We start from the raw sequence: 25,379 nt of genomic DNA on the forward strand, positions 1-25,379 counted from the left end.
TTCCTCCCATCAAATGTGATACAGCATATCAATAAAACGCACGCAGTACAGATGCGGGTTGAATTCCGTTTGCACCCGTTTTAACGCGCCGCTTCGGATGCTTTCCCTCAGCGGAGCGTTATGCATCAAGTCCAGCCCCTCCTGCACGGCTTGCGCAATATTGCCAAGCGTATAATTTTTGCCGGTTTCGTTATGACGGATGCAAAGAGCCACCCCGTCGGAATTCGTCGCCAGCACCGGACAGCGGCAGCTCATGGCTTCGAGGACCGATAACGGGCCGCCTTCCACCTTGGATGTATTGCACACGAAACCGCCCGAATCGCCTATGGCCGAGAAATAATGCTGCATCTGATGGTTTGGCACGTTCGAATGCATGATTAAACGCGAATGAAGTCCCAATTGATGCACCACGGAATCGAACTGTTCGCGTTCATGGGGAATCGACAAGTTGGGGTCTTCGAAAACCCAAAGTTTCAAATCGGGAACGTAGAAAGACAGCTGATAGCCGATATGAAGGAATTCCCTCCAGTTTTTATTGTCTTCCATGCGTCCAAGCCATGCGATCACCGGACGTTCCGGAATCGGTCCCGGCCGGTAGGTAAAGCTCTCGGAATCAAAAAAATTGGGGAAATTATACTGAGGAATATTCGGAAACAGTTCCCGAAACAAAGCGGCAATATGCGGGGTGCTCGGATTCAGCAGCGCACTTGCGTACGTGTTCACGTAAGGAATGGCTTCGATCAGCTGCTGGCGGGCATATTCCTTGGCGCCGTACCCCTGAATTTCCAGTACAAGCTTTCCCGTATATCCCAGCTGCCTGAAGCGGGGAAAGCTTTTGTGATCCGTCGTGACGACGATGACATCGTAATTCCCGGCGGCCAGAATTCCCCGGATCTCTTCATCGTTGTTCGTAATGTACATAGGGACCCCGTCGTTATTTTGCACCCCCGCCCCCCAATGGAAGTAAAGGCAGGAAGCATGGATACCGTATCTGGCAAGGGCTTTGCAGCGAAGCCGATTCAACGTATCCATGCCGCCGCTCGGCACGTAAAACACAAACAGCACGTTCATGGCATCCCCTCCTTTGCGTCTTAACGGTCAGATCATTCGAAACATGTCCTCCTGGGTAAACAAAGCGACAAGGTTGCCTTGGTTGCGGACTCTAACGGTCACTGCGGTATGCGTATAATCGTTGACGTTCGTCACCAGCACCAGCTGAAAAGGCTTATGCTCCGTCATCATATGATAAAGGGGAACCGTGCTGCCCGAACCGACATGGATCAACTGAACGTAAAACAGTCCCTGTTCGCCGTAGCCATGCACAAGCATCTCAAAACCTTCCGTACCGACATTGCATATTTCAAGATCGACGGACTGGATATACGTAGAGTCGATCGGTGCAAAAGGAGCGGCTTCTAGCCGTAATATGGACATAACCTTTCCTCCTGAAAGTCAAGTCTTAATCCTATCCTATGTGGCTGCGCTCCAAGTGGAAGGGCGTTTAACGCCCGCCGCAAACCTATTCTTCCGGGAATAAGCGAGAATACAAGCGAAAGAAGCGGATCTCGCATCTACTATATTGCGAATCGCAATTTAGGAAGAAAGGATGAAAGAATATGAGGGTTGCCGATCTCAAAGGATCCTACGACGCGATTTTCAGTTTGGGAGACTTATGCCTCGCCGCAATGAAGCTCGAAAAATTCGGCCTGCGAAATTATGCCGGTCCGATCGATTGGATGGCGACTTACAACCTATCCGACGTGAACCGCCTTTTAAGGAACCGATTCGCCCATTTCATGGTCTACAACAACCTCGTCGTTGAAAATAAAGTCAGCGAGCAGCTTTATTTGGTGCGCGACACGTATTACGATTTTCTGTCGAATCACGACTTTTTTACCCACAACAACTTCCCCCCCAATCTTGAAGCTTATCCTTACGTAAAAGCCAAATATGACCGCCGCGTGCAGCGGTTCATGGAAAAAATGCTAACCAGCCGTAAAATTTTGTTCATTCGCACGGAAGGCACGTTCGAACAAGCCAAAGAACTCCAGGAGGTTTTATCGAGTCTTGTCGCGCATGATTTTCGGGTGCTGTTGATTAACCATACCCCTGTCAACGACATCGTGGAACTGGACTGGCCGCTTGAAAAGGTCTGCTCCATTCAATTGCCGAACGCCGATAAATGGCTGGGAAATGATCACTTATGGGGACAAATATTAAGCGGAATTCATATATCCACTCGCTGAAGAATCGATGAAGGCCGCCGATCCGGACACGTGACATGCCGAATTGGGCGGCCCTTTTTTTGGCTCTGGATCCCTGTTTGTTCAATCGTTTAGAAAGTCAAAACCTCCAAATCCGGAAGCGTGTAATTTTTTGGAAGCTGCTCGAAAATCCGGTTCCACACCGCATAATTCACCATCAGATCGACATGGGACGATTGCACGGCAAAAATCCGGTTATACAAATCGCCGATGACCATATAAGGCTCAGACACGTCGTCTCCTCCCTTCCTTGGCTCATGGTTCGGCCGTTTATGCTCCTGAAGCTACCCTCGCATATTCGTTCAATAGCCTGGAAATCATCTGATCGAGCGACCAGTGCTGCTGTCCCCAGCGCGCCGCATTTTGACCGAGCATGCGCCGGTATTCATCGTTTCCTAGCAGTGTATTCAGATGCTGTGCCAGCGTAAGCGGATCTTTCACCGGGGAAACCAGGCCGGTCGCGCCATGTTCCACCATCTCCGGCAGTCCTCCGGCATTCGACACGCATGCCGGCAAGCCGGCGAACTGTGCCTCCATCACCGAAAACGGCTGATTATCCTGGATGCAGGAATGAACGAAAATGTCCGATTGCAGAAGCAGGGCCGGTATATCATGGCGCTCGCCGAAAAACACCACGTCGTTCTGCAATGCCAGAGCTTGGGTTTGGTTCCACAGCTCCTCCCTTTTATCGCCGTCTCCGACGATCCAGCACACCCAATCCTGCTGCCTCATGCTTTTCAGGATGCCGAGCGCCGAAATCAGCACATCGATCCCCTTGACGAACGACAGCCTTGCCGGACAGATGATCACCTTTTTATCCGGCGGCCGGCTGACATCCGTTCCCATATGGGCTTTATGCCAAAATTCCTGGGCATCCAGGCCGTATTGGAAAACGCTGATGCGATGTTCAGGAATGCCGAAATCGCGGACGAGCAGGTTTTTCTGCCACTGCGTCGACGTGATCGTAACGTTTCCGGACGCAGCGCCGCGAGATTCAACGGCAGGGAAATACTTCCAGGCTGGCGAATGCTCGTTGATGCCGAGCTGCGGGTTCATCCGGAAATGGTTGTGAAGCTCCCCCGTAACGGAGCCGTGAACCTGCGAAATCAACGGAACGTGTGCCGGCTTCACCCGGGCGAGCGAGCGGGCAGCAAATATATCCTGGGTATGGATGATGTCATATTGATCCAGCCCGAAACACGCGGCCGAAAGCTCCAGCATATAGCGGTCTATCTCATAATAGTGAATGAGGGGATCCGCATGCAGCAAGGGCGCGTACTCCCTGGCCAGCTTGGTGACCACAAGCGGGCGGATCCATTCCTTGGAGATTTCGCGGCCGCGGTTAATGATATGGAATTTGGCGTAATCCGGGCTGTTTCCGAGCAGATCCACCTGATGTCCCATGGCTTCCAGCCGCTGCTGGATTTGCGTCATGTATTTCCATACTCCGCCGACATGGGGAATCAGCCAGTATGTCGCTAGCAGTATCTTCATGCCTTCTCCTTCCCATGGGATCCGGCGACGGGAGCCGGACTCATTGATGGTTTAATGGACGATGCCGACAATATACTATATTGGAAAACGATGCGCCGGGACACGACTCTTGAACCCCCTCACGCGGAATGTTCGGAAATTTCGGACAAAAAAATCACCGGAACATCATTTCCGGTGATTCCAGTTCGTTTAAGCGCCGTTGAATTAGTCGGAGTAGGCCACGGCTTCGAAGCTTTCGGGCCCTACCCGGTTCGGAATGACCGTCAGTCCTCCAGGAATGCTGACGAAGGCCTGGTAGACGACAAATCCAGGGTTCGTCGTCAACAAATCGATGCCCGTTACGGTAATGACGTCGGTCGTCAGAAGCAACGTGCCTACCGGCAGCGACTCGGTAGCGGAATAGACGAGAGTGGATACCCCGTCAACCACCCGGAAGATCGTAATGGTTACAGGAGCGAGGACGGCAACGACAGCGCTCAACGTAACGGTTGCCGTGAAGTGAACGGAAAGATTCGGCCCTGCGGCGGCTGTGTTCAAGCCAAGCGTGCCGAACAAAGCAGGGGTTGTGCTGGCAGGGATGCTGACTGCGCCTGCGGTGGAGACGTTTTGGGAAATCTGGCTATCTATCAAACGGTTTGGCATAAGGAATTCTCCCTCCTTTCATCCATAGATTATGCTAGAGTTTCGCATCATGCATGGACGAACCATCCAGTCTATTCATACAAAACCGGAAGAAGGGAGAAGCAGTAGAATTCGATATTATCCCATAATCGACAAAATCGGATGGATCGCGTTCCGGACGCGTTCCTGCGTCATGGCATATTCCTGCCGAATGAGATCCTGATACCGAAGCGTGCCCATCGCTTCGTGCCAACGGTAACCGACCAGCGCCTCATCGAGGTACGGGAACGATATGCCTGCCTGGATCGCCCTGATCCATAAATCCAGATCATGCGTATAAGGGAGGGACTCGTTAAACAATCCGATATGGTAAAACAGTTCTTTTTTCATGATCACCGTACAACCGTTGACCGGATTGTTGATCAGAAAAGTGCGGTAAAAGTCCGCCGTCCCGTGAAAAGCGAAACCGGCACGATGCTGTACGATCTGGCTTTGCCTATCGATATAATCGAAGTTGGTATGGGATATCCACGCCCCCCGTTCCAGCATAAACTGGATCTGGCGGTTGATTTTATCGTGGTAAAATATATCGTCGGAGCTGAGCCATGCGACATATTCCCCCGAAGCATACCGGATTCCGTGATTTAATGCGCTTGCGGTGCCGCCGTTGGCCTTTCCTAGATAATGGATATACGGCATGTACGGACCTAACCGGTCGGCATGCATCGTCGAACCGTCGTCGACGACGATAATTTCGATCGGCCTGTACGATTGCGTAAGCGCGCTTTGCACCGCTTGATCCACGTAAGGATCGTTGTAAAAAGGAATGACGATCGTAACCAGCGGTTTCATTTGGATCCTCCCCCTCCGGTGCGGAAATATTGAAGAATGTCCGTTATCGACCTCTCGATCGGAATGGACGGCTTCCAGCCAAGCGATTCCAAGCCCATCGGAACCTGCGAATCCCGCTCCTTGATGGAATCGTCCTCATCCCCCCACTCGACCGGGACATCGCTCCCCGAAGCCTTCATGAACAAAACGGCAATTTCCTCAAGCGTGCGTTCTTTGCCCGACGTGACGGTGTAGACCTCTCCCGGCGTTCCCTTTTCAAGCATGATGCCGTAAGCCCGGACGGCATCCCTGACGTCCAGAAAATCCCGCCGCGAGGCTCGCGACGAAATGCGGAAGGCCTTCATCGCCTCTCCTCTTTCCCATGCGGCAATGTAGCGGCCCAGCAAAGCGCAAAAGCCCGTCGACGGCCCGGGTCCGATCAAATTCGACGGCTCCGCCAGCATGACCGGCTGCCCGAACAGGCAGCTCCAGGACATGACGGCCGCCTTCTGCAGGCTTTTGCTTAAGCTGTACGGATGGGGCGGCCGATAAGGAGGGGTGAGGCTGAACACGGCTTTCGTTCCGGCGATCAGTACCCGGCACGCCGGAAACGGGCGAAGGGCATTCAGCAAATAAAGCGTCGGAAGCACGTTGGTTTCCATGTAGAGCAGCGGATCGGCCCAGGATTCGGGGACCGAGTTTTTCCCCCCGAGATGAAGGACATAGTCGGGAGCGATCTGCCGGGCAAGCTCTTCAAGCTTCCGCTTATCCATCAGATCGCAGGCATAGTATCTTACCCCGTCGATGGCCGGGAGTGCCTGCGTTTGCCGCACGATGCCGGCGACCTGCATGCCGAGCCCGGCAAAATACCGGCAGGCATGGCCGCCGGTAAATCCCGAAGCTCCGGTAATCATAATGACGCGCTTGCGGAGGGAAGCTCGTTCATCCATATCTTCAACTCCTTCAGCATGTCTCGGTAATGGGGGACGGCATAATCGATGTCGGCCCGCGTCGACACCAGCGTACGGTCCTGCACCGGCTGGTCGACAGGCAAAACCACGACGTCGCGAAGATCCCATATTTCCTGAAACAGCAGCAGCAAGTCATGTTTGCAGATCGGGACCGGGTGGGCCAGATGGATCAAACCCGACACGGAAGAATTCATGAAGCGATCGACTGCCTTCGCCAGCTCCAGCGTCGTCACGCCGTTCCACATGACGTTGCGGTAGCCGGTAACGGCTCCTTTTTGCGACATGAACCAATGCATGAGCCCGATGCCATGGCTTCGGATCTCCGGACCGATAATCGACGTCCGGATGGTCAGATGCCCCGGAGCCCGCACTTCGCCCAGCGCTTTGGTCATCGCGTACATGCTCGTTCCATCCGGCTGGTCTTCCTCCGTGTAGCCGCCCCGGGTTCCTTCAAAGACGCAGTCCGTGCTGATATGAATGAGGCGGGCACCGATCCGGTCCGCGGCCCGGCAGAGCCGGTGGGGCAAAAAGCCGTTGATATGATACGCATTGATCCGGTCGTCATCGGCATGATGGTTCAGGACGCCGATGGCATTGATCACGACATCGGGCCGGACGATATCCAGCAGCCGGTCGACCATGCACGGTTCGGAGGCGTCAAGGTAAAGTCCCCCGGGACTTCGGGCTTCCCGGGTGGTGTAGAAGACGTGATGTTTTTCCTGACGCCGAAAGTAATGAACCAGCATATGGCCCGCCATTCCGTTTCCGCCAAGAATAAGCAGTTTCATCACAGAAACCCTCCGCGCTGGAGAATGTTTTTAATCTCCTCTTTATTCATCAAATGATGGTTGGAGCTGAAGCTGCTGAATTCTACCGGTCTGCAGTGTTTGTAACGTTCCTTCAGCTCGGGCATATGAAGCGTCGGCAGGATGACGAGGTACTCTTCGTCGTATACCACCGTCGTCATGCTTTCGAAATCGCTCATCAGTATTTCGTGGATCTTCTCTCCGGGGCGGATGCCGGATTCCACGATGCTTACGTTTTCTTTGCCGGAAGCTTCGATCAGCACCTCCGCCAGGTCCACGATTCTGCAAGCAGGCATCGTCATGACGAAGATTTCCCCGCCGTAGCTTTCCTCCGCGGCCTTGAACAGCAGTTTAATCGCGTCCGGCAGCGTCAGGAAAAACCGGGTCATCTCCATGTCCGTAATCAGCACCTGGCCTTTGCTCCGGATCTGGTCCTTGAACACATGCACCACGGAGCCGTTTGTCCCAAGCACGTTGCCGCCGCGAACGGTAACAAAGCGGGTTTCGCTGTTGAGCAGATTCGCGTACACGACCAGCTTTTCGCCGATGGCTTTGGTCATGCCGTAAAAATTCGAAGGGTTGGCCGCCTTGTCGGTCGAGATGTAAAACACTTTCTTGACCTTGTTGTCGATGGCTGCTTCGATCACGTTTTGGGTGCCGATGACGTTGGTTTTAAGCGCTTCGTACGGCTGGTCCTCGCACACCGGAACATGCTTGAGCGCGGCAAGATGGAACACGTAGTCGATGCCTTGGCAAACGGCGGTCAGCGCCTCTTTGTCACGGATGTCCCCGATCCGAAAGCTCAGGCGCTTGTCTTCGAACGTCCGGCTCATCGCCACTTGCGACGATTCGTTGCGGGAGAACACGATCACCTCCCTCGGATTTTGCATAAGCAGCTGGGCAACCAATTCATACCCCCAGGATCCGGTCCCCCCAGTCACCATAATACGTTGATTTTCAAACATGCACTTTCCCTCCAAGCAGAAATTTGACTACCTTATCCGAGACGTTTTTGGCCAAATACCCTTCCGGGCAGACCCATTCCCGGTTCAAGCTGATCATCAGGTCCGCCGCGCGCGCGATATGCTTCGCTTCAAGGCCTGATACGATGTTGCTGCCGCAGTCGACGGTTTCCGGGCGTTCGGTCGTATGCCGCATCGTGACGGTGGGAACCTGCATGATGCAGCATTCCTCCTGGACCGTTCCGCTGTCCGTCAATGCGCAGCAGGCGTGCCTTTCCAGCTTGACGAAATCGAAAAATCCGAAAGGCTCGTGGAATTCCACCAGCGGGTGCGTGCGCAAATCTTTCAGCCCCGCAATGCGGGAGGCCGTTCGCGGATGAATGCTGCAGATGAGCCGGCGGCCGTATTTTTCCGCGATCATGTTCAGCCCTTCGACGATTTGCCGCAGCCGTTCCGGATGATCCACGTTCTCCGCGCGGTGGGCCGTAACCAAAAAATATTCCTTCGGCTTCAGGGAGAGGCTGTTCAAAATGCGGCTTGCTTCGATCGAATCCTTGTAGTGCTCCATCACTTCATAGATCGGATTTCCCGTCAGCACGATGCGCGAGCTGGGAAAACCTTCGGCAAGCAAATGTTTTTTGCTCTGTTCCGTATACGGCATGTTGATCGAAGAGATCGCGTCGATGACCCGCCGGTTTTTCTCTTCAGGCACGCCCAGGTCAAAGCAGCGGTTGCCGGCTTCCATATGAACCACGGGATATCCGAGCCTTTCGGCAAGCACCGCGCACAGCGCGCTGTTGGTATCGCCAAGCAGAAGGATGGTATCGGGCTTCTCCTTTTCCAGAATCCGCTCCATTTGAAGGAACATGGACGACAGCTGTTCCCCAAGCGTTGCGGCTGCATCCTGCAAAACGTAATCCGGTGAGCGCAAGCCCATCTGCTTAAAAAAAATGCCGCTCAGCCTTTCTGCAAAATTTTGCCCGGTATGCACCAGCACATGCCGCTCTGCATACCGGTCCAGCTTAGGAAGGATGAGGCTGAGGCGGATAATTTCGGGCCGGGTGCCCAAAATCGTCATGATTCTCATAGCGTCCGTCCCCTACTTTCGTTTAATGGACTTGGAGCGACGTTTGGAACGTTTGCCTGCTCCTGCCTTTCTTTGGATCCGGCGTGCTCGAACCGCGGCCGCCGGTCTTCTTGCTTTCCTTGCATGTTTCCTTCTCCTGCCCGCCTTCCTTTTTGCCGGGGCAGCTTGCCCAGCCGGAGGCGGCGGAACGTTCAACGCAGGGACGCCCGCGGCGGATACGCGGCGGGAAACGTCCCCGCTCATCCAATCGGGGCATCCCCGCTGCAGCTCCTGAACGAATCCGTGAACCCGCTGCCGGTAGGTCTCCATGCCGTATGCGTTCCTAGCGGCGTTCGCGTTCATGCTTCCGGTATACTGCAGGAACTCCGGTTGATTGACCAGTTCGGATACCTTGGCCGCCAGCGCTCCATAGTCGCCCGTCGGAACCGCAAAATGACCGTTGCCCGTATTTTTCATCAGCTCGCCGAGACCACCGGAATCGAAGGATACGACCGGCTTGCCGCAAAGCATGCCTTCCAGCGCCGTCATCCCGAAACCTTCCTGCACCATGCTAGGAACGACAAGGATATCCATGGCGCTGTAAGCCGAATGCACCGATTCCACAAACGGGATGAAGCGGAAAGAATTTCGGTGGCCGGAATCATTCACTTCCTGAACGCAGCGGTCGTAATAGGACTGGTCGGCGGGTTTTCCGATCACGACAAACCGGCAATTCGGGTACGACGCCGCCAGAATTTTCGCCATACGGATGAATTCAAGCAGCCCCTTTTCGGGATGGATAAAAGAAGAGATATAGCCGATGCAGATATGGGAGTCCTTCAGGCGGAGAATTTTACGATAGCCGTTCCGGATCAGCATTTGGGAAGGCTGCAAAAGCTCATTGTCCGCGGACGGGGGAAGCAGCGTGATCGGTTTGGAGACCGTTCCGCGAAAGACGCGGGCCGACGCCTCCGAAATCGCGATCAGGCAATCGCTGTACTTCTCTATCACGGCCGTGGCCGCAGACGTGTATGCCGTCGTTTGCATCGTTTCGGTTATTTTCCATAAGACCGGAATGCCAAGCAATTTGGCAGCCATGGCGGGCATCACGTTCACGATGGTATTGGTGAGGACGATGTCGGGAGCCGTCTCCGCCATGCAGCGGACAACCGAAGCAAAATCCGGATGGTGCCGAAGCCCTTCCGCTTCCTGTTCGAGCCGTTCGCCGGGCTGATACATGCCAAAAAGCAAGGGGCAGGATTGGATTCGTACCGTCATGCCTTGTTTACGGGCAGAAGCCGTCAGCTTGCCTTCCTGCGGAGCGACCAGAATGCACTCGAAATAAGGCGCGATTTGAAGGCAGAACATCAGCAGGAGCTTTTCGGCCCCCGTGATGCTGCTTGTATTGCTGACATGGGAGAACAGCATCATCTTAGGCTTATACGTCATCATGGGCGTTGAGACCGCTGCAAAAAAGCACAGGGTACGATTCGCACCTCCTTTCACCCAAGTAATACAATATATTAGAAGTGAATCTGTACCGGCACGACATATGCTCCCCTCCAGATGTCCAAAAGTGGAGGGGAACCTCCCCTTTTTACGGAAATACGATGGACAGCAATTGGTTCAAGCGATGGCCGTACGTATGCTCGCGGAGCGTGCGGTCCAGCGCGTTCAGGGCGATCTCCCTGCGCTCCTGCTCGTGATGGAGATAATATTGGATTTTGTCTAACAGCTCTTCCGGTGAGTTGTACGTTTCGATCTCCTTGCCGGGCGTATAAAGTTTGGCGAGGTCGCTTCGGGAATCGGTGAGCTGCAGCGTGGCGCAGGCGGAGATTTCGAACGTGCGCGGATTCGGGGATGCGGCGGGAATTTTTACGGCATTGTTGTTGACGGAATCATCTTCGTGGGAACGATGAAGATTGATGACGATTTTCGAGGCGTTGTAAGCATCCGACGTTTCCTGCGGTCCCATCCATTTATTGACTTCGATCCGGTCCCGGTAAGCGGCAAAATTGGGCAGGCGGTCCCACCAAATGCCGTTGATGAGCGTATTATACTGCATTAACCGGTCCATGATCGGGCTCAGGAATTCGATCCGGTTCCAGTAGGCGGAACCGATGAAGCTGACGTCCCTGCGCTGCGGGGAAGGCGTTTTTGCCGGTTTGTAAAAATCCGGAAAAGCGGCGAAAGGCAGATGATAAACCTGCTTGCAGCCAAGCTGCTGGTAATATGGAATGCAGTTGGATTCCAATGTGAATACGTAATCGTAATGGTTGACGTTTTCCGTGGTCATATCCGTGTAATACGGATCATCCGTCAGCCAGACGGCCGTTTTGATCCCTTGGCGGCGGATATCGTCCAGCTGCTCGTTTTGAACAAACATGCCGTCCAGCACGAGAACGAGGTCCGGCATCAGTTGATAAGCGATTTCGCTGACCGGCTGGCCGGGCTCAATGACGGTGACTTGGGCAACCAGCCCGCGCAGCGTCGTCGAAATGGCTTCGTCCATCGGAGAATACGGGAACCCTTTCCCCGAGGCGACGTACAGGACATGAAGCTGGCGGAAAGGGAACGATTCCGTGTGGCTTTTGACGATATAGTCGGCCCGGCCCTTTAAATATCCCTCTTCGTATCCCCCCGAATAACCCGCCTCGCGTCCGCGCGCCCGCGCTTCTTCGGCCGGACTCGGCTGATAGTGGTGCACCATGTTCCAGTGTTTTACGATTGACATGTGACAACCCGCTCCTCTTTCTTTTTTTTCAACAATTTTCAGACCTATCGAACTTCGGGGTTCGGTGCCCCGTCTTTGAATAAGTTTTGGTTAAACATGCTCCAGCAGCGTTTTGATTCTCGAAACGAAGGAATGCTCTTTTCGCGTCGTCCATAAACCGCGCCATGCCAATTGTAAGCGCTCGTCGTCATGTGCCAGGTAATGGCTGATTTTGTCCTGCAGCTCTTTGACCGAACCGAAGGTTTCGATGTCGTAGCCCGGCCGGTAATGCGAATGCGTATCCTCCCGGATGTCCGTAATTTGCATCGTGCCGCAGGCGCTGATTTCGTACGTGCGCGGATTGATGGATTTGGCGCGGATGCGGTGGGTGTTCCGGTTGTCCTGCCCATACTCGTCCGGGCGATGGATATTGATGACGATTTTTGCCCCGTTGTAATAGTTCACGGTCTCCTCCGGCGGAATGAACCCCAGGTGCAGGAACCGCCCGAGGATCCGGGTCTCCTTCAGCCTTTCCCAAAAACCGCCGGCGATCAGCACCTTTTTGTCTTCCAAAAACGGGGCCATTTCGTCGAAGATCGCGACCCTGTTCCAAAAGGCGTTGCCGATAAAGCAAATGTCGTACAAATGCTGGGGGGCCGGACGTTGGGGCTTGAACATGGCGGTGTTGACGGCCAGGGGCAAATAATGCACTTTCGCCGCGCCAAGTCCGCGGTAAAACGGGACGCAGCTGAGTTCATGGGTAAACACGATATCGTAGCCCGTGCACATGCGGGCCGTATCTTCCGTAAAATACGGATCATCCACGAACCAAATCGCCGTTTTGATCCCCATCCCCCGGATTCTGGCCACATCCTCCAGGTGATTGTCGGGGAATATGTGCAGCCCGTTCATGACAAGGACGAGATCGGGCCGTTCCTTGACGGCCAGCTCCAGCATTTTCGGGGCTTCCCCGACGATGCATTCCTTTACCAGGCTGCGGAGCGCCGAAGCAACTCCCTGATCAATGGCATGAAAGCCTTGGGGAACGTAAAGTATTTTCATATCCCGGAAATAGGGCGGCGGCGGCGGGACTCGTTTCTCGACGGCTTGACAAATGCCGAGCCGGTAGCCGGCACCGTAACCGCTTCGGTAACCTTCACTTTGTTCTGCAACATTTTTTTCCACAGCTCTCACCCTGCCTGTCGTAAAATAAGGTAGAATTCCGGCCGCATGTAACATGCGGAAAAGTGTTCCTATTTGCGGCTGATCTAAGCCGGCTCGGCATTCGCCGAAGGCTTATATCATTCTATAATGATAAATATATGCGGAAGAGGCACATGCATCATGGACGACTGCCTTTCGGGCGGGAAATTGGCGCGTATCACGTTTTACGGGCGCAAAAAAGCCTTCAACCCCATAGGTTTCCCATGGAGCGAAGGCTTGACTGTGTTCCTATCCCTGCTCATTTATTTCAGGATTTTGGCCAAATCCTCATTTCGATTGATAAGCGAGCTGATGCCCATCTTCATAGCCTTTGGCGAATCCGGCATTAAAACCTTCGTTGTAAGCTTCGTCGTATCCTTCATTATAAGCGACGTCCGGCGATTGCGGCAGCGAGCCCTGCTCTACCGGAGCCGGAAGGACGGGGTTACCCCACCCGCGTCTGCGCTTCCTGCGAAGGGCGCCAAGCCGGGAAAGCCGTCTTTTTCTGCCCTTGACAAGCCGGCGCGGCCTGGTTTTGTTCGCACGGAGCTTTCCCGTTCTTTGCGCTCGGGCCTTTCGGGCAACGAGAAGCTTCCGCCTCCGGGTGCCGGATCTCGCGGACCGGGAAACACGTTTCTTGGTCTTCATCCGTTATTCCTCCTGTTAGTTCGGTCATCGTGCATGCGGCAGTCGGGATGCGTTTAACCAGGGCGGCGCAGGAGTACCGCTGCGGGGGTGGCATAACGTGATTCCTTGCAGCATCTCGCACATGGCGGCTTGATACTGCGTGAGAAGACGGATGTTTTCGCTCAAACTCCGCGCGGACAATTCCGAATGGGAGGAAATATCCGCAATGCTGCCGAGAATCCGGGCAAGCGCCTGCTGGCTGCGCGCGATGGAGGCGATCAGCTCAAGCTTTGCTTCCTGTTCTCTTACGAAAAGACTCATTTTTCGATGTCTCCCATATCGAATCCCGGGCCGAACATGCCGTCCTCGCCGCCGAAGCCTCCTTCATCCTGAACGAGCACGGCTTTCAAATTGCTGCAAAGCCCGTTTTCGAGTTTGGTCAAACCTTCGAGCAGCTCGACGATTTGACCGTGAATTTGCAGCGGTTCGTTGAGCTGATGATCATGCGTTTCAAATGCATCCGCGGTCAAGTGGTTGATCGCCCAGTTCCGGACTTTCTCCGCCTCAACCGCCTTTGCCTCCAAAATCATCGCAATGTTCCACTGAATTTTGGATGCGGCGTCCAGCATATGCAAAAATGCCTGCTCCCTGCTCATCTGCAGCACTCTCCTATATCAAGTCTCCAATTACTCTTCCTCATGGCTGCCGAGCTCTTTCACGACATGATTCAGAGTCTCCGCGAGCGCTTCCTGAAGATCCGCGATACTTCCCAGATAGGCGATGATGCTTTTATTGATTTGCCCGGAGTTCTCGATCAATCCGCTAATCCCGTCGAATTCGGGATCGGCGTCCGGAAGGTCGTGAATGATCTGGGACATCCGGACGGCCATCTGCCGCTCGGCGTCCAGAACCCTGGCCATCTGTTGATGGGAATGGGACATATGGATTAACATTTCATCGATTTTATTCTGCATGGTCGATTCCTCCTGTAGATGTTCCGCGAAAAGCCGCGAAGGCCCGCCCCTCCTGATCCGCTTCTGCCTGCTATTATCTTATGCCGGCCGCCTACATACAGTTACGGGTAACCCGGCTCGCAGCCAAAAATTTATTACAGCACGGGGTTTTCGAGCACCGGGGGAGCAATGATCGGCAATCCGCGGGGGATCAAGCGCAGCTTTTCAGGCGGGAGATGAACGATGTTCCGCTCTTTCAGGTTCCAGCGCTTCAGGGCATAGTCCGATACGAAGGGCCGAACCGAACCTTGGCGCCACTGATAGACGGTTCCGTCGCCGCAGCTGACGATTTGCCCGTCGCTCAGCTCGCCTTCGGCGGGCCTGAGCAAAGCCAGCATCTCCTGTTCCCCCATCGGCGCCTCTGCCGCCGGGATGCTGCGGAGATCCAGCCTGGACAACACAACCGACCGGATTCCCGCCTTCTCTTCCATTCCGCTGCACGGATGTTTTTTTCCTTCGCAGAGAACATACTGACGTCCCCCTTGATCCCGGATCAGCACTTGGGTGGGGAAAAAGTCGGCGGGCGAGCCGCAAGGCTCAGCCTCACCATTTGCACCGCGGTATCCAAGCTGCCGTGCCTCCTCTACCCACGCATGGGGATTCCCCCATTTCTCCGCATAATACCGCTCGTTATATCCTTGAACCGTTTCGAACCGTTCCCGTCCCAGATTCTTCATGCTGACGCTGCCGAAATGATGGATGAACGCATCGCCCGCAATGACGAGCTTAAGGCCGCACAGCCGGATCCGGATCATCCAGTCGTCATCCTCGTAATTTCCGACGCGGAAGCCTTCATCGAAATAACCGACCCGCTCCAGCAGATCCTTCCGGAAAAGCACGCAAAATCCGACGATCCTGTCGGTTTGCCGCCATTTGGATGCATCCGGCCGGCTGAAGGCAGCCGCGAACTCCCACATCTGCTCCACGTCGTTATAGGGCACCGGGATCTGCTGCTCGCCGCTGATGTAATTCGTCACCGGTCCTACGGCGCCGATTCGGGGGTCGCTTTCCAGGCAGCGCAGCATATGGGTAAGCCAGCCTCCCGTGACCAGCGTATCGTTGTTCAAAATGACGATGGTGTCGCCTTTGGCCATCATGAGCCCTTGATTCACGCCGCCGGCGAACCCCCGGTTGGTTTCCAATCGTTTGTACCGCAGCCGGCCCGCTTTTCGATTCAAATAGGCTTCCGTCCCGTCCGTCGAACCGTTATCGACGACGATGATTTCGTATGGTTCGGCCGTGTGCGTTTCGATGCTGTCGATGCAGCGGGACAGGTAATCCAGCTGGTTATAGCTGGGAATGACGATGCTTGTGCCGTGGAACGGGCGTCCGAACGCTTCTCTGCCTTGGGCAAGCCCCTGTTCGTAGCCCCGCTCAAACCCGGCTTGGTAACGCAGGGCGGCATCCTTCGCCCGGACGCCGTTTTTTTTCCTGTTCATAGATCAACCCTCCTCGCCTGGCATGATGTCCGCCGGTGCCGGGCACCGGCCGTCTTACGATGCGTTGTCATCATAGGTCAGCTCGCCGGAAATGAGCTTATCGGCCAAATGGCCGAAATCGAGCGCTACTTTGCCAAGCTCCGCGGCGATGGTTTGGCAGATCACGACCGCGGGAATCCCGCTTGCAACCAGCGCGATATCGAACGTATGCTGCGCCGTCGCCGCAAGCGCGCCAGGAACGTCCCTGAACCCGTTGACGGGGGCGACCGTCCCCGTAATATGCACACCTGAGGCGGAAAGGACTTCAGCCAACGGTTCTGCCTTATTGCCGATGACCAGCACTTGCCTGTTTCGCAGCAGCGGTTGAAGCAGCTTGTGCTCATGAAGCGCATAATTTATGGTTGAGATGGTGAAACGGTGCGGATCATGGCCGATGCCGTAATAACGGAGAACCGGAAACAGCAGGCCCTGATAAGTAGGCAACCGCGACGCCGGAATGCCGATGATGTCCGCTCCCCGGACGGCTTCCGCCAGCCGATCCCTCGCCTCGTAATCCGGAAGGGTGATCCCGGCTCGGGTCAGGAACGGCCCCGCCGCCTTGGCATGCGCCAGCGGAAGCACGGTGTCGTGGGCCAAAGCAAGCAGCTCCCCGTCCCCCAGCCGAACGACCGACAACGGTTTTTTTAAGGCTAACGATTGTTCGAGGCGAACATGCACCTCCTCCGGTTTCAAAAGCGGCTGAAGCCGGGGCAAAAAACGCTGTAATCCAGCCTCCATCACCTCTTTGGCCGAGACGCCCGGGAGGATCGTGTACGGCGGAAGCAGCGACGTCATCTCCTCTTCCGCTCCGGTCGCGGCGCCCGCCTTGTAACCTGCGTCAAATCCTTTGGCGTACGCCGACTCTTCGGCTTGGTCCGTTCGCCAATTCTGCACCTCCCCCGTGCCGGGCAAGTTGAGTTCTTGAGTGTACGCTGCTGAAAAATCGGCCATTCGCCTGCGCCGATGAGAGACCGGGGCCGCTTTTCTCCAGGGGCTGCGTCCGCGTCTTGCATGCCGCTTGCCGGATCGGGCGGCCGCCCGTACGCCGTTTCTTCGCCTTTTGGCGCTCCTGACACGAGCAGCCTTCTTCCCTAAAGGAACGAAGGCTGCCGTGGTATGATATGGCCGTGTCATGGAATCATCCCCTTCATGCGCCGCCCGGCTTCCTGCAGCGATTCGAAGGTGCCTGCGTCGCTCCACCATTTTTGGAGAATGTCATATTCCAACTTTCCTTCCGCTGCGTACACGTTATTCACATCCGTAATTTCAAGCTCCCCGCGTTCCGAGGGATGAATTTGCGAGATGATATCGAATACGGCCGTATCGTACATATATATTCCGGTGACGCAATAAGAGGACTTGGGCTGCGCGGGCTTTTCTTCGATTTTGGCGATCAGTTCCTTGTTTTTTTCGTCGAAAACGGGGACTCCGTAACGTCTCGCATCTTTCACCTGCTTTAAGAGGACTTTGGCCGTTCCCTCGGGCTGGCGAACAAAGCCGTCAACGAACGGCTTCAAATCATCCATAAACAGATTGTCGCCGAGCAGCACGACAAAACGTTCTCCTTCCGCCATAAATCCCCGGGCCAATTCCAACGCCTCGGCGATGCCGCCCGCCTCTTCTTGAATCCGGTAGGTCAGATGGACCCCGAATTCCTTGCCGCTGCCCAAAAAGTCCGTGTACAACCCGGCGGACTGCTTGCCTATCACCATCAATATATCGGTAATCCCTGCTTGGCGAAGCCTCTCCAAGCCGTAGAGGATCATCGGGTACTTCCCTACCGGAAGCAAATGCTTGTTGATCAGCCGGGTCAGCGGGTACAATCTGGTTCCTGTGCCGCCTGCCAATACGACGCCTTTCACTGCACTTTCCCTCCTTCGGGTTCGGTTTTAGTGTTCTTCGATAAACTGGCGCGGATCAAAATGCCATTTTTCGATAAACAACCGGTAATTTCGTTCGATCAATGCCTGCAGCTGCTCCGGCTGCGCTTGTCTGAAGCTGACGCTTCCCCGGTGATGCACGAGCACGTCCCCGCAAATTAGCAAACGGTAGCCCGCAAGCCGGGCCCGGTGACAATAATCGTCGTCTTCATAGTGGCCGGGGGAAAACGCTTCGTCAAAATAGCCGATCCGGTTCACCACTTCCCTTTTGATAAGCAGGCACATGCCGATGATCCGCTTGACTTCGAGCCAACGCCCCGGATCCGAACGGTTGTTTTCGAAGGCGATCCGCTGAAATTCGGACAGGTCCTGAAAGGCGATCTCCACCTTTTGAATTCCGCTTGCCTCGTTGGTGACCGGCCCGACGAGCCCGATGTCCGGGCGGCTGTCGGCGGCGGCAAGCAAATTGCCGAGCCAGTTTTTCGTAACGGTCACGTCGTTGTTCAACAGGAGGAGATACTCCCCGCGGGCTGCCTTCATCCCGAGATTGCAAGCCTTGGGAAATCCTTCGTTGGCCGGCAGGGATATAAAAACGACGCCTTCCCGGACGCAATATTCATCCGTGCCGTCGGTGGACGCGTTGTCCACGACGATAATTTCGTATGGAACATCGGTGTATTCGCGGATCGACTCGATGCACGAGACGAGCATATCCAAGCCGTTGAAGGTGGGAATGATAATGCTGGTCAAACCCCGTTCCCTTTTCACATTGCATTCCTCCGCATCGCGACGTCCTTGCGGGACAAAGGGGGCTTCAGGCCGGAAACTCCCCTCCGTCTCAGCACTTCTCCAAGCGCTTCCGCATGGTCGCCGATAATCATGCCTGCAACGCTGTTGCCCCTGCCCGTGTTGCCTGCCCGCCTCCGGTTGCCCGAAAAGACGTCTACGGCATGCACCGCCTCCACGCGGTACCCTTCAAGCACCGCTATCGCTTGCGCTTTCGGCGGAACGGACAAATGGCGCGGATCCAACTGCCGGAGAAGCCGCCCGGACAGGGCATGCGGCACGGCGGTCATGGAATTTGCGCCCAAATCCCCCCGGGAAAGAACGGCATTCAAAAAGCTTTTGCAGCGCGTGACCTCATCCTGATCGGCGAACAAGGGCAAAAATCCGTTAAGGTCATTCAAGGCCACGTCGCACCCTGCGTCAACGGCATATAAAAAGGGCGCCAGATCCTCCGCGGCGATGACCATGTCGCCGTCGCAGAACAATACGATGTCCGCTTCGGCGAGCTTGGCGCCGAGGCTCCGGCCTACGTCGTGCCCCAGCAGGTCCGGATAATACGCGACCGTTACCCGGCGGTGCTTCCGGGCAAGCGCGTAACTGCGGTCCCGGCATCCGTTCAGCACGACGATGATCTGCCGGAGCGGCAGCCTTTCCAGCTCGCGCAGCACGGCATCGATGCTGTCCTCTTCGCTGCTCGCGCACACCACCGCAGCCGCGCTCCCGCGCAGCGGAAGCGGAATCCCCCTGTCCTTGCGCCCGGCGGCATCGGAGTAACCTTGCGCGTAGGCTTCCGACAAACGTTTCATTCTGGCGTAACCCGGTTTTTCTTTTATGCTTTCGTTCATCCATTCCGCAAACGATTGCTGAAGCGCGGAAGCATGGAACGCCGAGGCTCCGGAATCCGGCGGGGCGGCGTTTCCGGCTTTCCGGCCGGCGCTCGCCGCGCGGCGCAGCCACGGGTCCCTCCGGGTTCCTCCGCGGTAAACCGATGAACGCTTTTTCGTTGTGGATACGCGATGTTTCCTTGCGGGACGACGGGACCGCCCGCTATTCCGGCGTTTTCTTGCCGACCGGCCCGTTCCTGCACCCATGCCCTTCACCTCCCCACCCTGTCTCTATCCCGGCCCAGATCGGTGAACCCGGCCCTGGAATCCGTATGGGATAAATACCATTCCATCGCCCGCAAATGGTCGTCGATGACGATCTGCTGCAGCGGATCCTGCCCGTGATGTTTGCCTCTGCGCCGGTTCATCCTTCCGACTGGAACTTCGTGAACGGCAGCTACCTTAAGGCCGCTCCGTACGGCGATCGCCTGGGCAAGCGGAGGAACGGAAAGATTGCTTGCTTCGATGCAATCGGCGGCTTTGCGGCTGATCGCATGCGGAACGGTGGTCATCGAGGCGCCGGACAAATCGGGGCGCCCCAAAAACGTGTTCAGCGTATGCTTGGCTAATACGACGGGATGAGGGTGTCGCAGGCGGACCGGTCCGCCGTAACGGTTCAACGCGACATCCGTCCCGTTTAGCACCGCGGTCACAAACGGTTTAAGATCCGAACCGCCGATTCGGATGTCGGCATCGACAAACAACAACGCCCGACCCGCGGCCGCGGCGGCGCCAACGGCCCGGCCCGCGTCGTGTCCAAGCGGCTCGTCGTAATGCAGGACCCGGGCTCCCATCGCTGCGGCAATCTCCTCCGTTCGGTCGGTACAACCGTTAGCGACGACGATCACTTCGCAGGACTCGTGGACCTTCCAGGCTTCCCTGATGACGTGGCCGATGGTCCTTTCCTCGTTCATTGCCGGGATAATGACCGATACGACCGGGCTCCCGCATGTCCTGCGCGTCAAAAAGCTTGCAACGGTGCGGCTGCTTCTCCTCCGCCGCGGCCGATTTGTAGTTCGTATTCGTCCAGATGGCTTGTGCATGCGGGCATACTCCCCCTGTTCGAGTCGGCTGATATTCCTTAAGTATCCTATGCGGCGGCCACAAGAGCGGACGCGGCGTTTGTGCATGTTTGCTTCGCTCCGCAGCGGTTTGAGCGGGAACGGCTCACGTGGCCTCAAACGGCAAAACGAGCCGGATCAAGGTCCTTCCAACCTTGACCCGGCTCGCATCATGTCCGGCTTTGATTACATCGGGGCGCTGCCGACGGCAATCCAGGAAAGGAATCCGAACGTTTCGGCCCCGTTTTGGCGGCGAACCACTTCAATGAACGCGGTATCCTCCCGTTGGGTTTTCAATACGGCATAAAAATCAGGGTGGTTGCACATCGCCACGATGACGTACTGGTTGCTTGGGTACGGCTCCTGCAGCATGACGGGGACTTCGACCTTCGTCTCGCCCTCCCCGATCCGGAAAGAGGTCATTCCGCACTGCTGCACGGTCGGCACCCGCGATGCGCTTCGAACCGGAGCGAAGGCCAAATGGGCGGCCGTCACCGATTGATCGGCCAAATGCCTCGCCTCAACGGATTGGTCCTGGAGATGGTTCCCGTTCACGGCCCCCGGCTGCAAATGCCATTCCTGAACGCTTTCGGCCTGCAAATGAAGCGAACGGATCGACTCCGGCTGAATATGGGTGGCGGATATCGCGCCGGGCGCGACCTTGGCCGAATGCACCGCGCCGTCGCGGAGCGCTTCGCCGTGCACGGCGCCGGGTACCAAATGCCGGGCTCCGATCGCTCCGGATTGGATATGGACGCTTCCGACCGAAGATTCCGCCAGTTTTTCGAACGTGACCGCCTCGTTGCCCAAAATCTCCGTGCTCACGGCCCCGCTGGCGAGATGCCGCTCGCTGACGACGCCCGGCTGCAGATGGTCTTCGCCGACCGATTCGGCGGCCAAATGCATGTAGTCGACTGCCCCCGGTGCGAGATGCCACTTTTGTACCGATTTTTCCTGAAGCTGAGCCGCGGATACCGACCCTGGCAGGATGTGCCCGTGCCCGATCGAACCGGGCGCAATTTTATCCCCGGTGACGGCTTCCTCCTGCAAAGCATCACCCGATACGGCCCCGTAAGCAAGATGCCGCTCCGTGATGATTCCTTCCTGCAGATGGCCGCCGCCGACGGCTTCCGGCGCGAGATGGGAGAAATTGACGATGCCGTCCCCCAAATGCCGTTCTTGTATAGAGCCAGACTGCAGATGGTAAGCCCCAACCGAGTCCTCTGCCAGCTGATGGCTTCCGATCGACTCGAAGGCAATTTTGCTTCGCGTTACGGCACCGTCCTGGATCGCCCCGCCGTAAACGGAGCCTTCGCTCAGATGCTCCGCTCCGACGCATCCGTTTTGGAGCTGCTCCGGTCCGACGGAATCCTCGGCCAAATGGCGCGATACGACGGCATTCGGCGCGATATGCCGCTGCTGAATGCTTTTTTCGTGAAGATGGATGGAACGAACGGCCTCCTGCTGCAAATGCACGCTTGCTACCGACTCTGGCGCCAAATGCTGGGCGGCAACGGAACCGCCTTGGATCGCTTCCGGTCCGACCGAACCGGCGCTAAGGTGACGTTCCTGCACGATCCCCGGCTGCAGCTGCTCCGATCCGACTGACTCCGCCGCCAAATGCCGGTATTCTACCGCGCCGTCTTCGATCGCTTCCGATCCCACCGAACCGACGCTAAGGTGACGTTCCTGCACGATCCCCGGCTGCAGCTGCTCCGATCCGACTGACTCCGCCGCCAAATGCCGGTACTCCACCGCGCCGTCTTCGATCGCTTCCGCGCCTACCGATCCGACGCTAAGGTGACGTTCCTGCACGATTCCCGGCTGCAGCTGCTCCGATCCGACTGACTCCGCCGCCAAATGCCGGTATTCCACCGCGCCGTCTTCGATCGCTTCCGATCCCACCGAACCGACGCTAAGGTGACGTTCCTGCACGATCCCCGGCTGCAGCTGCTCCGATCCGACTGACTCCGCCGCCAAATGCCGGTATTCCACCGCGCCGTCTTCGATCGCCAGGGAATGGACGGCCCCCTCGGCCATATGTTCCCTTCCGACCGCGCCTCTGGCAATTTTGGAAGAGAGGATGCTGCCGTCCGCCAGCTTCTCCGGCGTGACAGCCGAATCTTGGAGTTTATCCGTGGCGACGCTTTCGGGCGCCAGCTTCAGCGAAGTGACCGCATGATCGGTGAGATGGACATGGGTCACGATGGCGGGATTCAAATGTCTCGTCTGGATGCTGCCTGGGGCCAATCGGTCCGACGTGACCGCTTCCCTGCCGAGAATGTCCGTGTTGACGATCCCGGCCTGAAGATGTTCGGCCGCAATCGCTCCCGCGCCGATATGGCGGGATTGGATCGCTTCATCCGCAAGGGCATCGGGCGAGACGCTCCGGCCTGCGAGATGGCGGCTGCCCACGGCTCCGGCGCGGATATGTTCCGCCCCGATGCTCTCTGCCGCGATCGTTTCCCCACCGACGGAGTTCGGGGCGAGCTTGCTTGCGGTAACGCTCGCATCCCCTAGCTTCTCGGTCGTTACGGAAGCGGACTGCAGTTGGCCGGCTCCGACGGCTCCTTCCGAAATATGCTTTTGTTCCACGGCCTGGTCGCCTAAATGGATGTTCTGGACGGAGGCCTGCCGCAAATGCCTTGACTCCACGCTGTTTTCCGCCAAATGTTCCCCGCCAACCGCGCCCTGGCGGATTTTGGCGGAGAGGATGCTGCCGTCCGCCAGTTTGTTCGCCGTGATGGCCAAGTCTTGAATTTTGTCCGTGGCGATGCTTTCGGGCGACAGCTTTAATGAAGTGACCGCATGATCGGCGAGATGGACATGGGTCACGATGGACGGATTCAGATGTCTCATCTGGATGCTGCCTGCAGCCAGCCGGTCGGACGTGACCGCTTCCCTGCCGAGAATATCCGTGCCGACGATGCCGGGCTGGAGATGGTCGGCCGCAATCGCGCCGGGGCCGATATGGCGGGTCTCGACGGCTTTGTCTGCAATCGCGCCGGATTCCACGCTAAGCCCGGCAAGATGGCGGCTGCCGACCGCCCCTGCGCGGATGTGCTCCGACCCGATGCCCTCTGCCGCGATGATTTCCCCTCCGACGGAGCGGGGCGCGAGCTTGCTTGCGGTAACGCTCGCATCCGCCAGCTTCTCGGACGTAACGGAAGCAGACTCCAGTTGTCCCGTTCCGACGGCTCCCGCCGTAATATGGTGTTGTTTCACGGCCTGCCCGCCCAGATGGATGTCCTGAACGGAAGCCGGCTGCAATTGTCCGGACCCTACGCTGTTATCCGCTAAATGCCCCGCGGTAACGGCTCCCTGCCGAATATGGCGGCCGGAAACGGAATCAGGCGCAATCTGTCCTTCCTGTACGGCCCCCTGCCCCAAATGGCGTGTTTGGACCGCTTCGCTTGCGATTTTGCTCGGCAAAATGCTCTGATCGGCGATTTTGGAGGACGTGACGGTCTGATCCACGATATGGGCCGTGCTGACGGACTGCTCCTCCAGTTTCGAGGAGCCGATGCTTTGATCGGCAATGTGTGCCGCGGTAATTTCCCCCGCCCCGATATGCCGGCCTTGAATGCTGCCGTCCGCGAAATGGATGCCGAAAATGGATGACGGAGCTATGATGCCGCCGCCGATGGACCCCGGCTGAATATGGCTCGAGGTTACGGATCCCTCGGCCAGCTGGGCCGTGCCGATGCTTCCGGCCGCGATCTGCCCGCTTGAGATCGCACCGTCCGCAATCAGGTCGCCCGTCAGCGAACGTTCCCGGATGTGGATACCTTCAAGCGTTCGTTCCTTGATCTTTTCCCCGGTAATTCCGCCGTCGCGCAATTTGGAGGCCGTGACCGCGCCGTCCGCCAGCTTTGAGGTGTCCACCGCACCGCTTGCGAGATGGCGGGATTGGATGCTGGAGCCGGCGATTTTTTCCTCGGTGACGGCTTCATCCTGGATCAGCCGGCTCGAGACGACAAGCTCCGCGAGATGGCGCGTTTTGATCGAGCCGTCGGCGATTTTTTCCGATGCGATCGCTTGATCCTGCAGTTTGTCGGAGGTGATGCTGCCAGCGCGGATTTTTTCTCCGCCGATCGATTGGTCCCTCAGCTTGCTTCCGCCGAACGCGCCGTCCGCCACATGGTCTTCGATGATCGAATACGCCGCGATTTTGGAGGACGTTACCGCCCCGTCGGCCAAATGGACATGGGTGACGGCATAATCGGCGATCGCTTCGCCATCGACCGCGCCGGGCTTCAGTCTGGACGAATCGACCGCGCGGAATGCGATTTTGGAAGTGACAACCGCTCCGTCGCTCAAATCCTCGGCATAAATAAAGGGCTTCGCCGACTCCGGCAGCTTTTTCTCCGCAATCCATTCCTCGATCGTCTCCTGGGGCTCTAGAACGCTGATTCCAAGGGCCTCTGCCCCTGCATCCGGCGCTGCCGGAACTTCTTGCTGCTCAGCTTCATATTGCTGTTCTTCTGCCTCCGGCTCCACGGGGATCGCCGGCTCCGGCGGTGCCTCCGCAACGACCGATTTGATTTGAGCATGCGTTTCCTGGACTTTCGGTATAAGATCCAGTTTTGGTTTAGGTATCATTTCCAACTCATGAATATTCGGGTTATCCACGAAATAGCGGCGTCTGCCGTTTCTGTCGGGCTGTTTTTTACCCTTCTTTTTCAAGTACCCTCGCTCCCTTCCTGGCCGTAACATCCT

25 protein-coding genes are annotated in these 25,379 nt (G+C 56.7%); 1 reads left to right on the top strand and 24 read right to left on the bottom strand.

The features are described from left to right. Positions 1 to 9: 9 nt before the first annotated feature. Entirely contained in the window at positions 10 to 1,071 is a 1,062-nt protein-coding gene (locus AC27KL_RS13405) for a glycosyltransferase family 4 protein (RefSeq protein ID WP_487170014.1), read from the bottom strand. Between the two features lie 27 nt (positions 1,072 to 1,098). Beyond that, entirely contained in the window at positions 1,099 to 1,434 is a 336-nt protein-coding gene (locus AC27KL_RS13410; protein ID WP_036714372.1) for a hypothetical protein, read from the bottom strand. Positions 1,435 to 1,616: 182 nt separating this feature from the next. Between AC27KL_RS13410 and AC27KL_RS13415 the strand changes: the two genes are divergently transcribed. Next, positions 1,617 to 2,246 carry a DUF1796 family putative cysteine peptidase gene (locus AC27KL_RS13415; RefSeq protein ID WP_339323814.1) on the top strand — a complete coding sequence of 210 codons (630 nt, stop codon included), beginning with the start codon at positions 1,617 to 1,619 and terminating at the stop codon, positions 2,244 to 2,246. 89 nt (positions 2,247 to 2,335) lie between these two features. Here the strand turns inward: AC27KL_RS13415 and AC27KL_RS13420 are convergent, their stop codons facing one another. The 22 genes from AC27KL_RS13420 to AC27KL_RS13525 all read right to left on the bottom strand — a co-directional run bounded on the left by AC27KL_RS13420 (position 2,336) and on the right by AC27KL_RS13525 (position 25,346). Next, positions 2,336 to 2,497 (bottom strand): hypothetical protein, encoded by a 162-nt coding sequence (locus tag AC27KL_RS13420; protein WP_339323813.1) that lies wholly within the window; start codon positions 2,495 to 2,497, stop codon positions 2,336 to 2,338. Positions 2,498 to 2,534: 37 nt separating this feature from the next. Beyond that, positions 2,535 to 3,758, bottom strand: coding sequence for a glycosyltransferase family 4 protein (locus AC27KL_RS13425; RefSeq protein ID WP_487170015.1), 1,224 nt, complete (start codon positions 3,756 to 3,758; stop codon positions 2,535 to 2,537). 204 nt (positions 3,759 to 3,962) lie between these two features. Continuing rightward, positions 3,963 to 4,400: a hypothetical protein gene (locus AC27KL_RS13430; RefSeq protein ID WP_487170016.1), complete on the bottom strand. Its 438-nt coding sequence runs from the start codon at positions 4,398 to 4,400 to the stop codon at positions 3,963 to 3,965. 117 nt (positions 4,401 to 4,517) lie between these two features. After that, on the bottom strand, positions 4,518 to 5,231 hold the full coding sequence (locus tag AC27KL_RS13435; RefSeq protein ID WP_339323810.1) for a glycosyltransferase: 714 nt from the start codon (positions 5,229 to 5,231) through the stop codon (positions 4,518 to 4,520). Then, entirely contained in the window at positions 5,228 to 6,160 is a 933-nt protein-coding gene (locus tag AC27KL_RS13440; protein ID WP_487170017.1) for an NAD-dependent epimerase/dehydratase family protein, read from the bottom strand. Before AC27KL_RS13440 ends, AC27KL_RS13435 begins: the two co-directional genes overlap by 4 nt. After that, positions 6,121 to 6,969 carry an SDR family oxidoreductase gene (locus AC27KL_RS13445; protein WP_339323808.1) on the bottom strand — a complete coding sequence of 283 codons (849 nt, stop codon included), beginning with the start codon at positions 6,967 to 6,969 and terminating at the stop codon, positions 6,121 to 6,123. The genes AC27KL_RS13440 and AC27KL_RS13445 overlap by 40 nt, the downstream gene beginning before the upstream one ends. Beyond that, positions 6,969 to 7,952, bottom strand: a complete 984-nt coding sequence (locus tag AC27KL_RS13450) for a polysaccharide biosynthesis protein (RefSeq protein WP_339323807.1) — start codon at positions 7,950 to 7,952, stop codon at positions 6,969 to 6,971. Before AC27KL_RS13450 ends, AC27KL_RS13445 begins: the two co-directional genes overlap by 1 nt. Then, positions 7,945 to 9,036 (bottom strand): non-hydrolyzing UDP-N-acetylglucosamine 2-epimerase, encoded by a 1,092-nt coding sequence (gene wecB, locus AC27KL_RS13455; RefSeq protein ID WP_339323806.1) that lies wholly within the window; start codon positions 9,034 to 9,036, stop codon positions 7,945 to 7,947. The genes AC27KL_RS13450 and wecB overlap by 8 nt, the downstream gene beginning before the upstream one ends. A gap of 12 nt (positions 9,037 to 9,048) precedes the next feature. Further along, positions 9,049 to 10,467, bottom strand: coding sequence for a glycosyltransferase family 4 protein (locus AC27KL_RS13460; protein WP_487170018.1), 1,419 nt, complete (start codon positions 10,465 to 10,467; stop codon positions 9,049 to 9,051). A 145-nt stretch (positions 10,468 to 10,612) separates the two neighbouring features. Then, positions 10,613 to 11,749: a CgeB family protein gene (locus tag AC27KL_RS13465; RefSeq protein WP_487170019.1), complete on the bottom strand. Its 1,137-nt coding sequence runs from the start codon at positions 11,747 to 11,749 to the stop codon at positions 10,613 to 10,615. A 90-nt stretch (positions 11,750 to 11,839) separates the two neighbouring features. Next, positions 11,840 to 12,967: a CgeB family protein gene (locus AC27KL_RS13470; protein ID WP_487170020.1), complete on the bottom strand. Its 1,128-nt coding sequence runs from the start codon at positions 12,965 to 12,967 to the stop codon at positions 11,840 to 11,842. A 252-nt stretch (positions 12,968 to 13,219) separates the two neighbouring features. Then, positions 13,220 to 13,579 carry a hypothetical protein gene (locus tag AC27KL_RS13475; protein ID WP_339323804.1) on the bottom strand — a complete coding sequence of 120 codons (360 nt, stop codon included), beginning with the start codon at positions 13,577 to 13,579 and terminating at the stop codon, positions 13,220 to 13,222. A 24-nt stretch (positions 13,580 to 13,603) separates the two neighbouring features. Next, complete coding sequence (locus AC27KL_RS13480; protein ID WP_036714360.1) at positions 13,604 to 13,879, bottom strand: hypothetical protein; 276 nt, start codon at positions 13,877 to 13,879, stop codon at positions 13,604 to 13,606. After that, positions 13,876 to 14,214: an alpha-helical endospore appendage domain-containing protein gene (locus AC27KL_RS13485; RefSeq protein WP_339323803.1), complete on the bottom strand. Its 339-nt coding sequence runs from the start codon at positions 14,212 to 14,214 to the stop codon at positions 13,876 to 13,878. Before AC27KL_RS13485 ends, AC27KL_RS13480 begins: the two co-directional genes overlap by 4 nt. 30 nt (positions 14,215 to 14,244) lie before the next feature. After that, the gene (locus AC27KL_RS13490) at positions 14,245 to 14,532 is read right to left on the bottom strand and encodes a nucleoside-diphosphate sugar epimerase (RefSeq protein WP_339323802.1); all 288 of its coding nucleotides are present in this window, start codon (positions 14,530 to 14,532) and stop codon (positions 14,245 to 14,247) included. Between the two features lie 134 nt (positions 14,533 to 14,666). Continuing rightward, positions 14,667 to 16,010, bottom strand: coding sequence for a glycosyltransferase family 2 protein (locus AC27KL_RS13495; protein ID WP_487170021.1), 1,344 nt, complete (start codon positions 16,008 to 16,010; stop codon positions 14,667 to 14,669). Positions 16,011 to 16,064: 54 nt separating this feature from the next. After that, positions 16,065 to 16,943, bottom strand: a complete 879-nt coding sequence (locus AC27KL_RS13500; RefSeq protein ID WP_487170022.1) for a GT-D fold domain-containing protein — start codon at positions 16,941 to 16,943, stop codon at positions 16,065 to 16,067. 236 nt (positions 16,944 to 17,179) lie between these two features. Next, complete coding sequence (locus tag AC27KL_RS13505) at positions 17,180 to 17,911, bottom strand: sugar phosphate nucleotidyltransferase (protein ID WP_487170023.1); 732 nt, start codon at positions 17,909 to 17,911, stop codon at positions 17,180 to 17,182. Positions 17,912 to 17,938: 27 nt separating this feature from the next. Continuing rightward, on the bottom strand, positions 17,939 to 18,697 hold the full coding sequence (locus AC27KL_RS13510; protein ID WP_487170024.1) for a glycosyltransferase family 2 protein: 759 nt from the start codon (positions 18,695 to 18,697) through the stop codon (positions 17,939 to 17,941). After that, positions 18,694 to 19,806: a glycosyltransferase family 2 protein gene (locus AC27KL_RS13515; RefSeq protein ID WP_487170025.1), complete on the bottom strand. Its 1,113-nt coding sequence runs from the start codon at positions 19,804 to 19,806 to the stop codon at positions 18,694 to 18,696. Before AC27KL_RS13515 ends, AC27KL_RS13510 begins: the two co-directional genes overlap by 4 nt. 5 nt (positions 19,807 to 19,811) lie before the next feature. Beyond that, positions 19,812 to 20,642: a glycosyltransferase family 2 protein gene (locus tag AC27KL_RS13520; RefSeq protein WP_487170026.1), complete on the bottom strand. Its 831-nt coding sequence runs from the start codon at positions 20,640 to 20,642 to the stop codon at positions 19,812 to 19,814. Between the two features lie 204 nt (positions 20,643 to 20,846). Beyond that, positions 20,847 to 25,346, bottom strand: a complete 4,500-nt coding sequence (locus AC27KL_RS13525) for a WIAG-tail domain (protein WP_487170027.1) — start codon at positions 25,344 to 25,346, stop codon at positions 20,847 to 20,849. Between the last annotated feature and the right edge of the window lie 33 nt (positions 25,347 to 25,379).

The sequence above is a fragment of the Paenibacillus sp. YAE3 genome, from assembly GCF_057546105.1.

Excerpts from the sequence above, each read along its gene's own strand:
- AC27KL_RS13485 (WP_339323803.1), bottom strand. The coding sequence starts at position 14,214 with ATGAGCAGGGAGCAGGCATTTTTGCATATGCTGGACGCCGCATCCAAA.
- AC27KL_RS13440 (WP_487170017.1), bottom strand. The coding sequence starts at position 6,160 with ATGGATGAACGAGCTTCCCTCCGCAAGCGCGTCATTATGATTACCGGA.
- AC27KL_RS13450 (WP_339323807.1), bottom strand. The coding sequence starts at position 7,952 with ATGTTTGAAAATCAACGTATTATGGTGACTGGGGGGACCGGATCCTGG.
- AC27KL_RS13430 (WP_487170016.1), bottom strand. The coding sequence starts at position 4,400 with ATGCCAAACCGTTTGATAGATAGCCAGATTTCCCAAAACGTCTCCACC.
- AC27KL_RS13460 (WP_487170018.1), bottom strand. The coding sequence starts at position 10,467 with ATGATGACGTATAAGCCTAAGATGATGCTGTTCTCCCATGTCAGCAAT.
- AC27KL_RS13520 (WP_487170026.1), bottom strand. The coding sequence starts at position 20,642 with ATGCACAAGCCATCTGGACGAATACGAACTACAAATCGGCCGCGGCGG.
- AC27KL_RS13515 (WP_487170025.1), bottom strand. The coding sequence starts at position 19,806 with ATGGGTGCAGGAACGGGCCGGTCGGCAAGAAAACGCCGGAATAGCGGG.
- AC27KL_RS13490 (WP_339323802.1), bottom strand. The coding sequence starts at position 14,532 with ATGCAGAATAAAATCGATGAAATGTTAATCCATATGTCCCATTCCCAT.
- AC27KL_RS13480 (WP_036714360.1), bottom strand. The coding sequence starts at position 13,879 with ATGAGTCTTTTCGTAAGAGAACAGGAAGCAAAGCTTGAGCTGATCGCC.
- AC27KL_RS13470 (WP_487170020.1), bottom strand. The coding sequence starts at position 12,967 with ATGTTACATGCGGCCGGAATTCTACCTTATTTTACGACAGGCAGGGTG.
- wecB (WP_339323806.1), bottom strand. The coding sequence starts at position 9,036 with ATGAGAATCATGACGATTTTGGGCACCCGGCCCGAAATTATCCGCCTC.
- AC27KL_RS13425 (WP_487170015.1), bottom strand. The coding sequence starts at position 3,758 with ATGAAGATACTGCTAGCGACATACTGGCTGATTCCCCATGTCGGCGGA.
- AC27KL_RS13415 (WP_339323814.1), top strand. The coding sequence starts at position 1,617 with ATGAGGGTTGCCGATCTCAAAGGATCCTACGACGCGATTTTCAGTTTG.
- AC27KL_RS13465 (WP_487170019.1), bottom strand. The coding sequence starts at position 11,749 with ATGTCAATCGTAAAACACTGGAACATGGTGCACCACTATCAGCCGAGT.
- AC27KL_RS13475 (WP_339323804.1), bottom strand. The coding sequence starts at position 13,579 with ATGAAGACCAAGAAACGTGTTTCCCGGTCCGCGAGATCCGGCACCCGG.
- AC27KL_RS13405 (WP_487170014.1), bottom strand. The coding sequence starts at position 1,071 with ATGAACGTGCTGTTTGTGTTTTACGTGCCGAGCGGCGGCATGGATACG.
- AC27KL_RS13435 (WP_339323810.1), bottom strand. The coding sequence starts at position 5,231 with ATGAAACCGCTGGTTACGATCGTCATTCCTTTTTACAACGATCCTTAC.
- AC27KL_RS13495 (WP_487170021.1), bottom strand. The coding sequence starts at position 16,010 with ATGAACAGGAAAAAAAACGGCGTCCGGGCGAAGGATGCCGCCCTGCGT.
- AC27KL_RS13410 (WP_036714372.1), bottom strand. The coding sequence starts at position 1,434 with ATGTCCATATTACGGCTAGAAGCCGCTCCTTTTGCACCGATCGACTCT.
- AC27KL_RS13445 (WP_339323808.1), bottom strand. The coding sequence starts at position 6,969 with ATGAAACTGCTTATTCTTGGCGGAAACGGAATGGCGGGCCATATGCTG.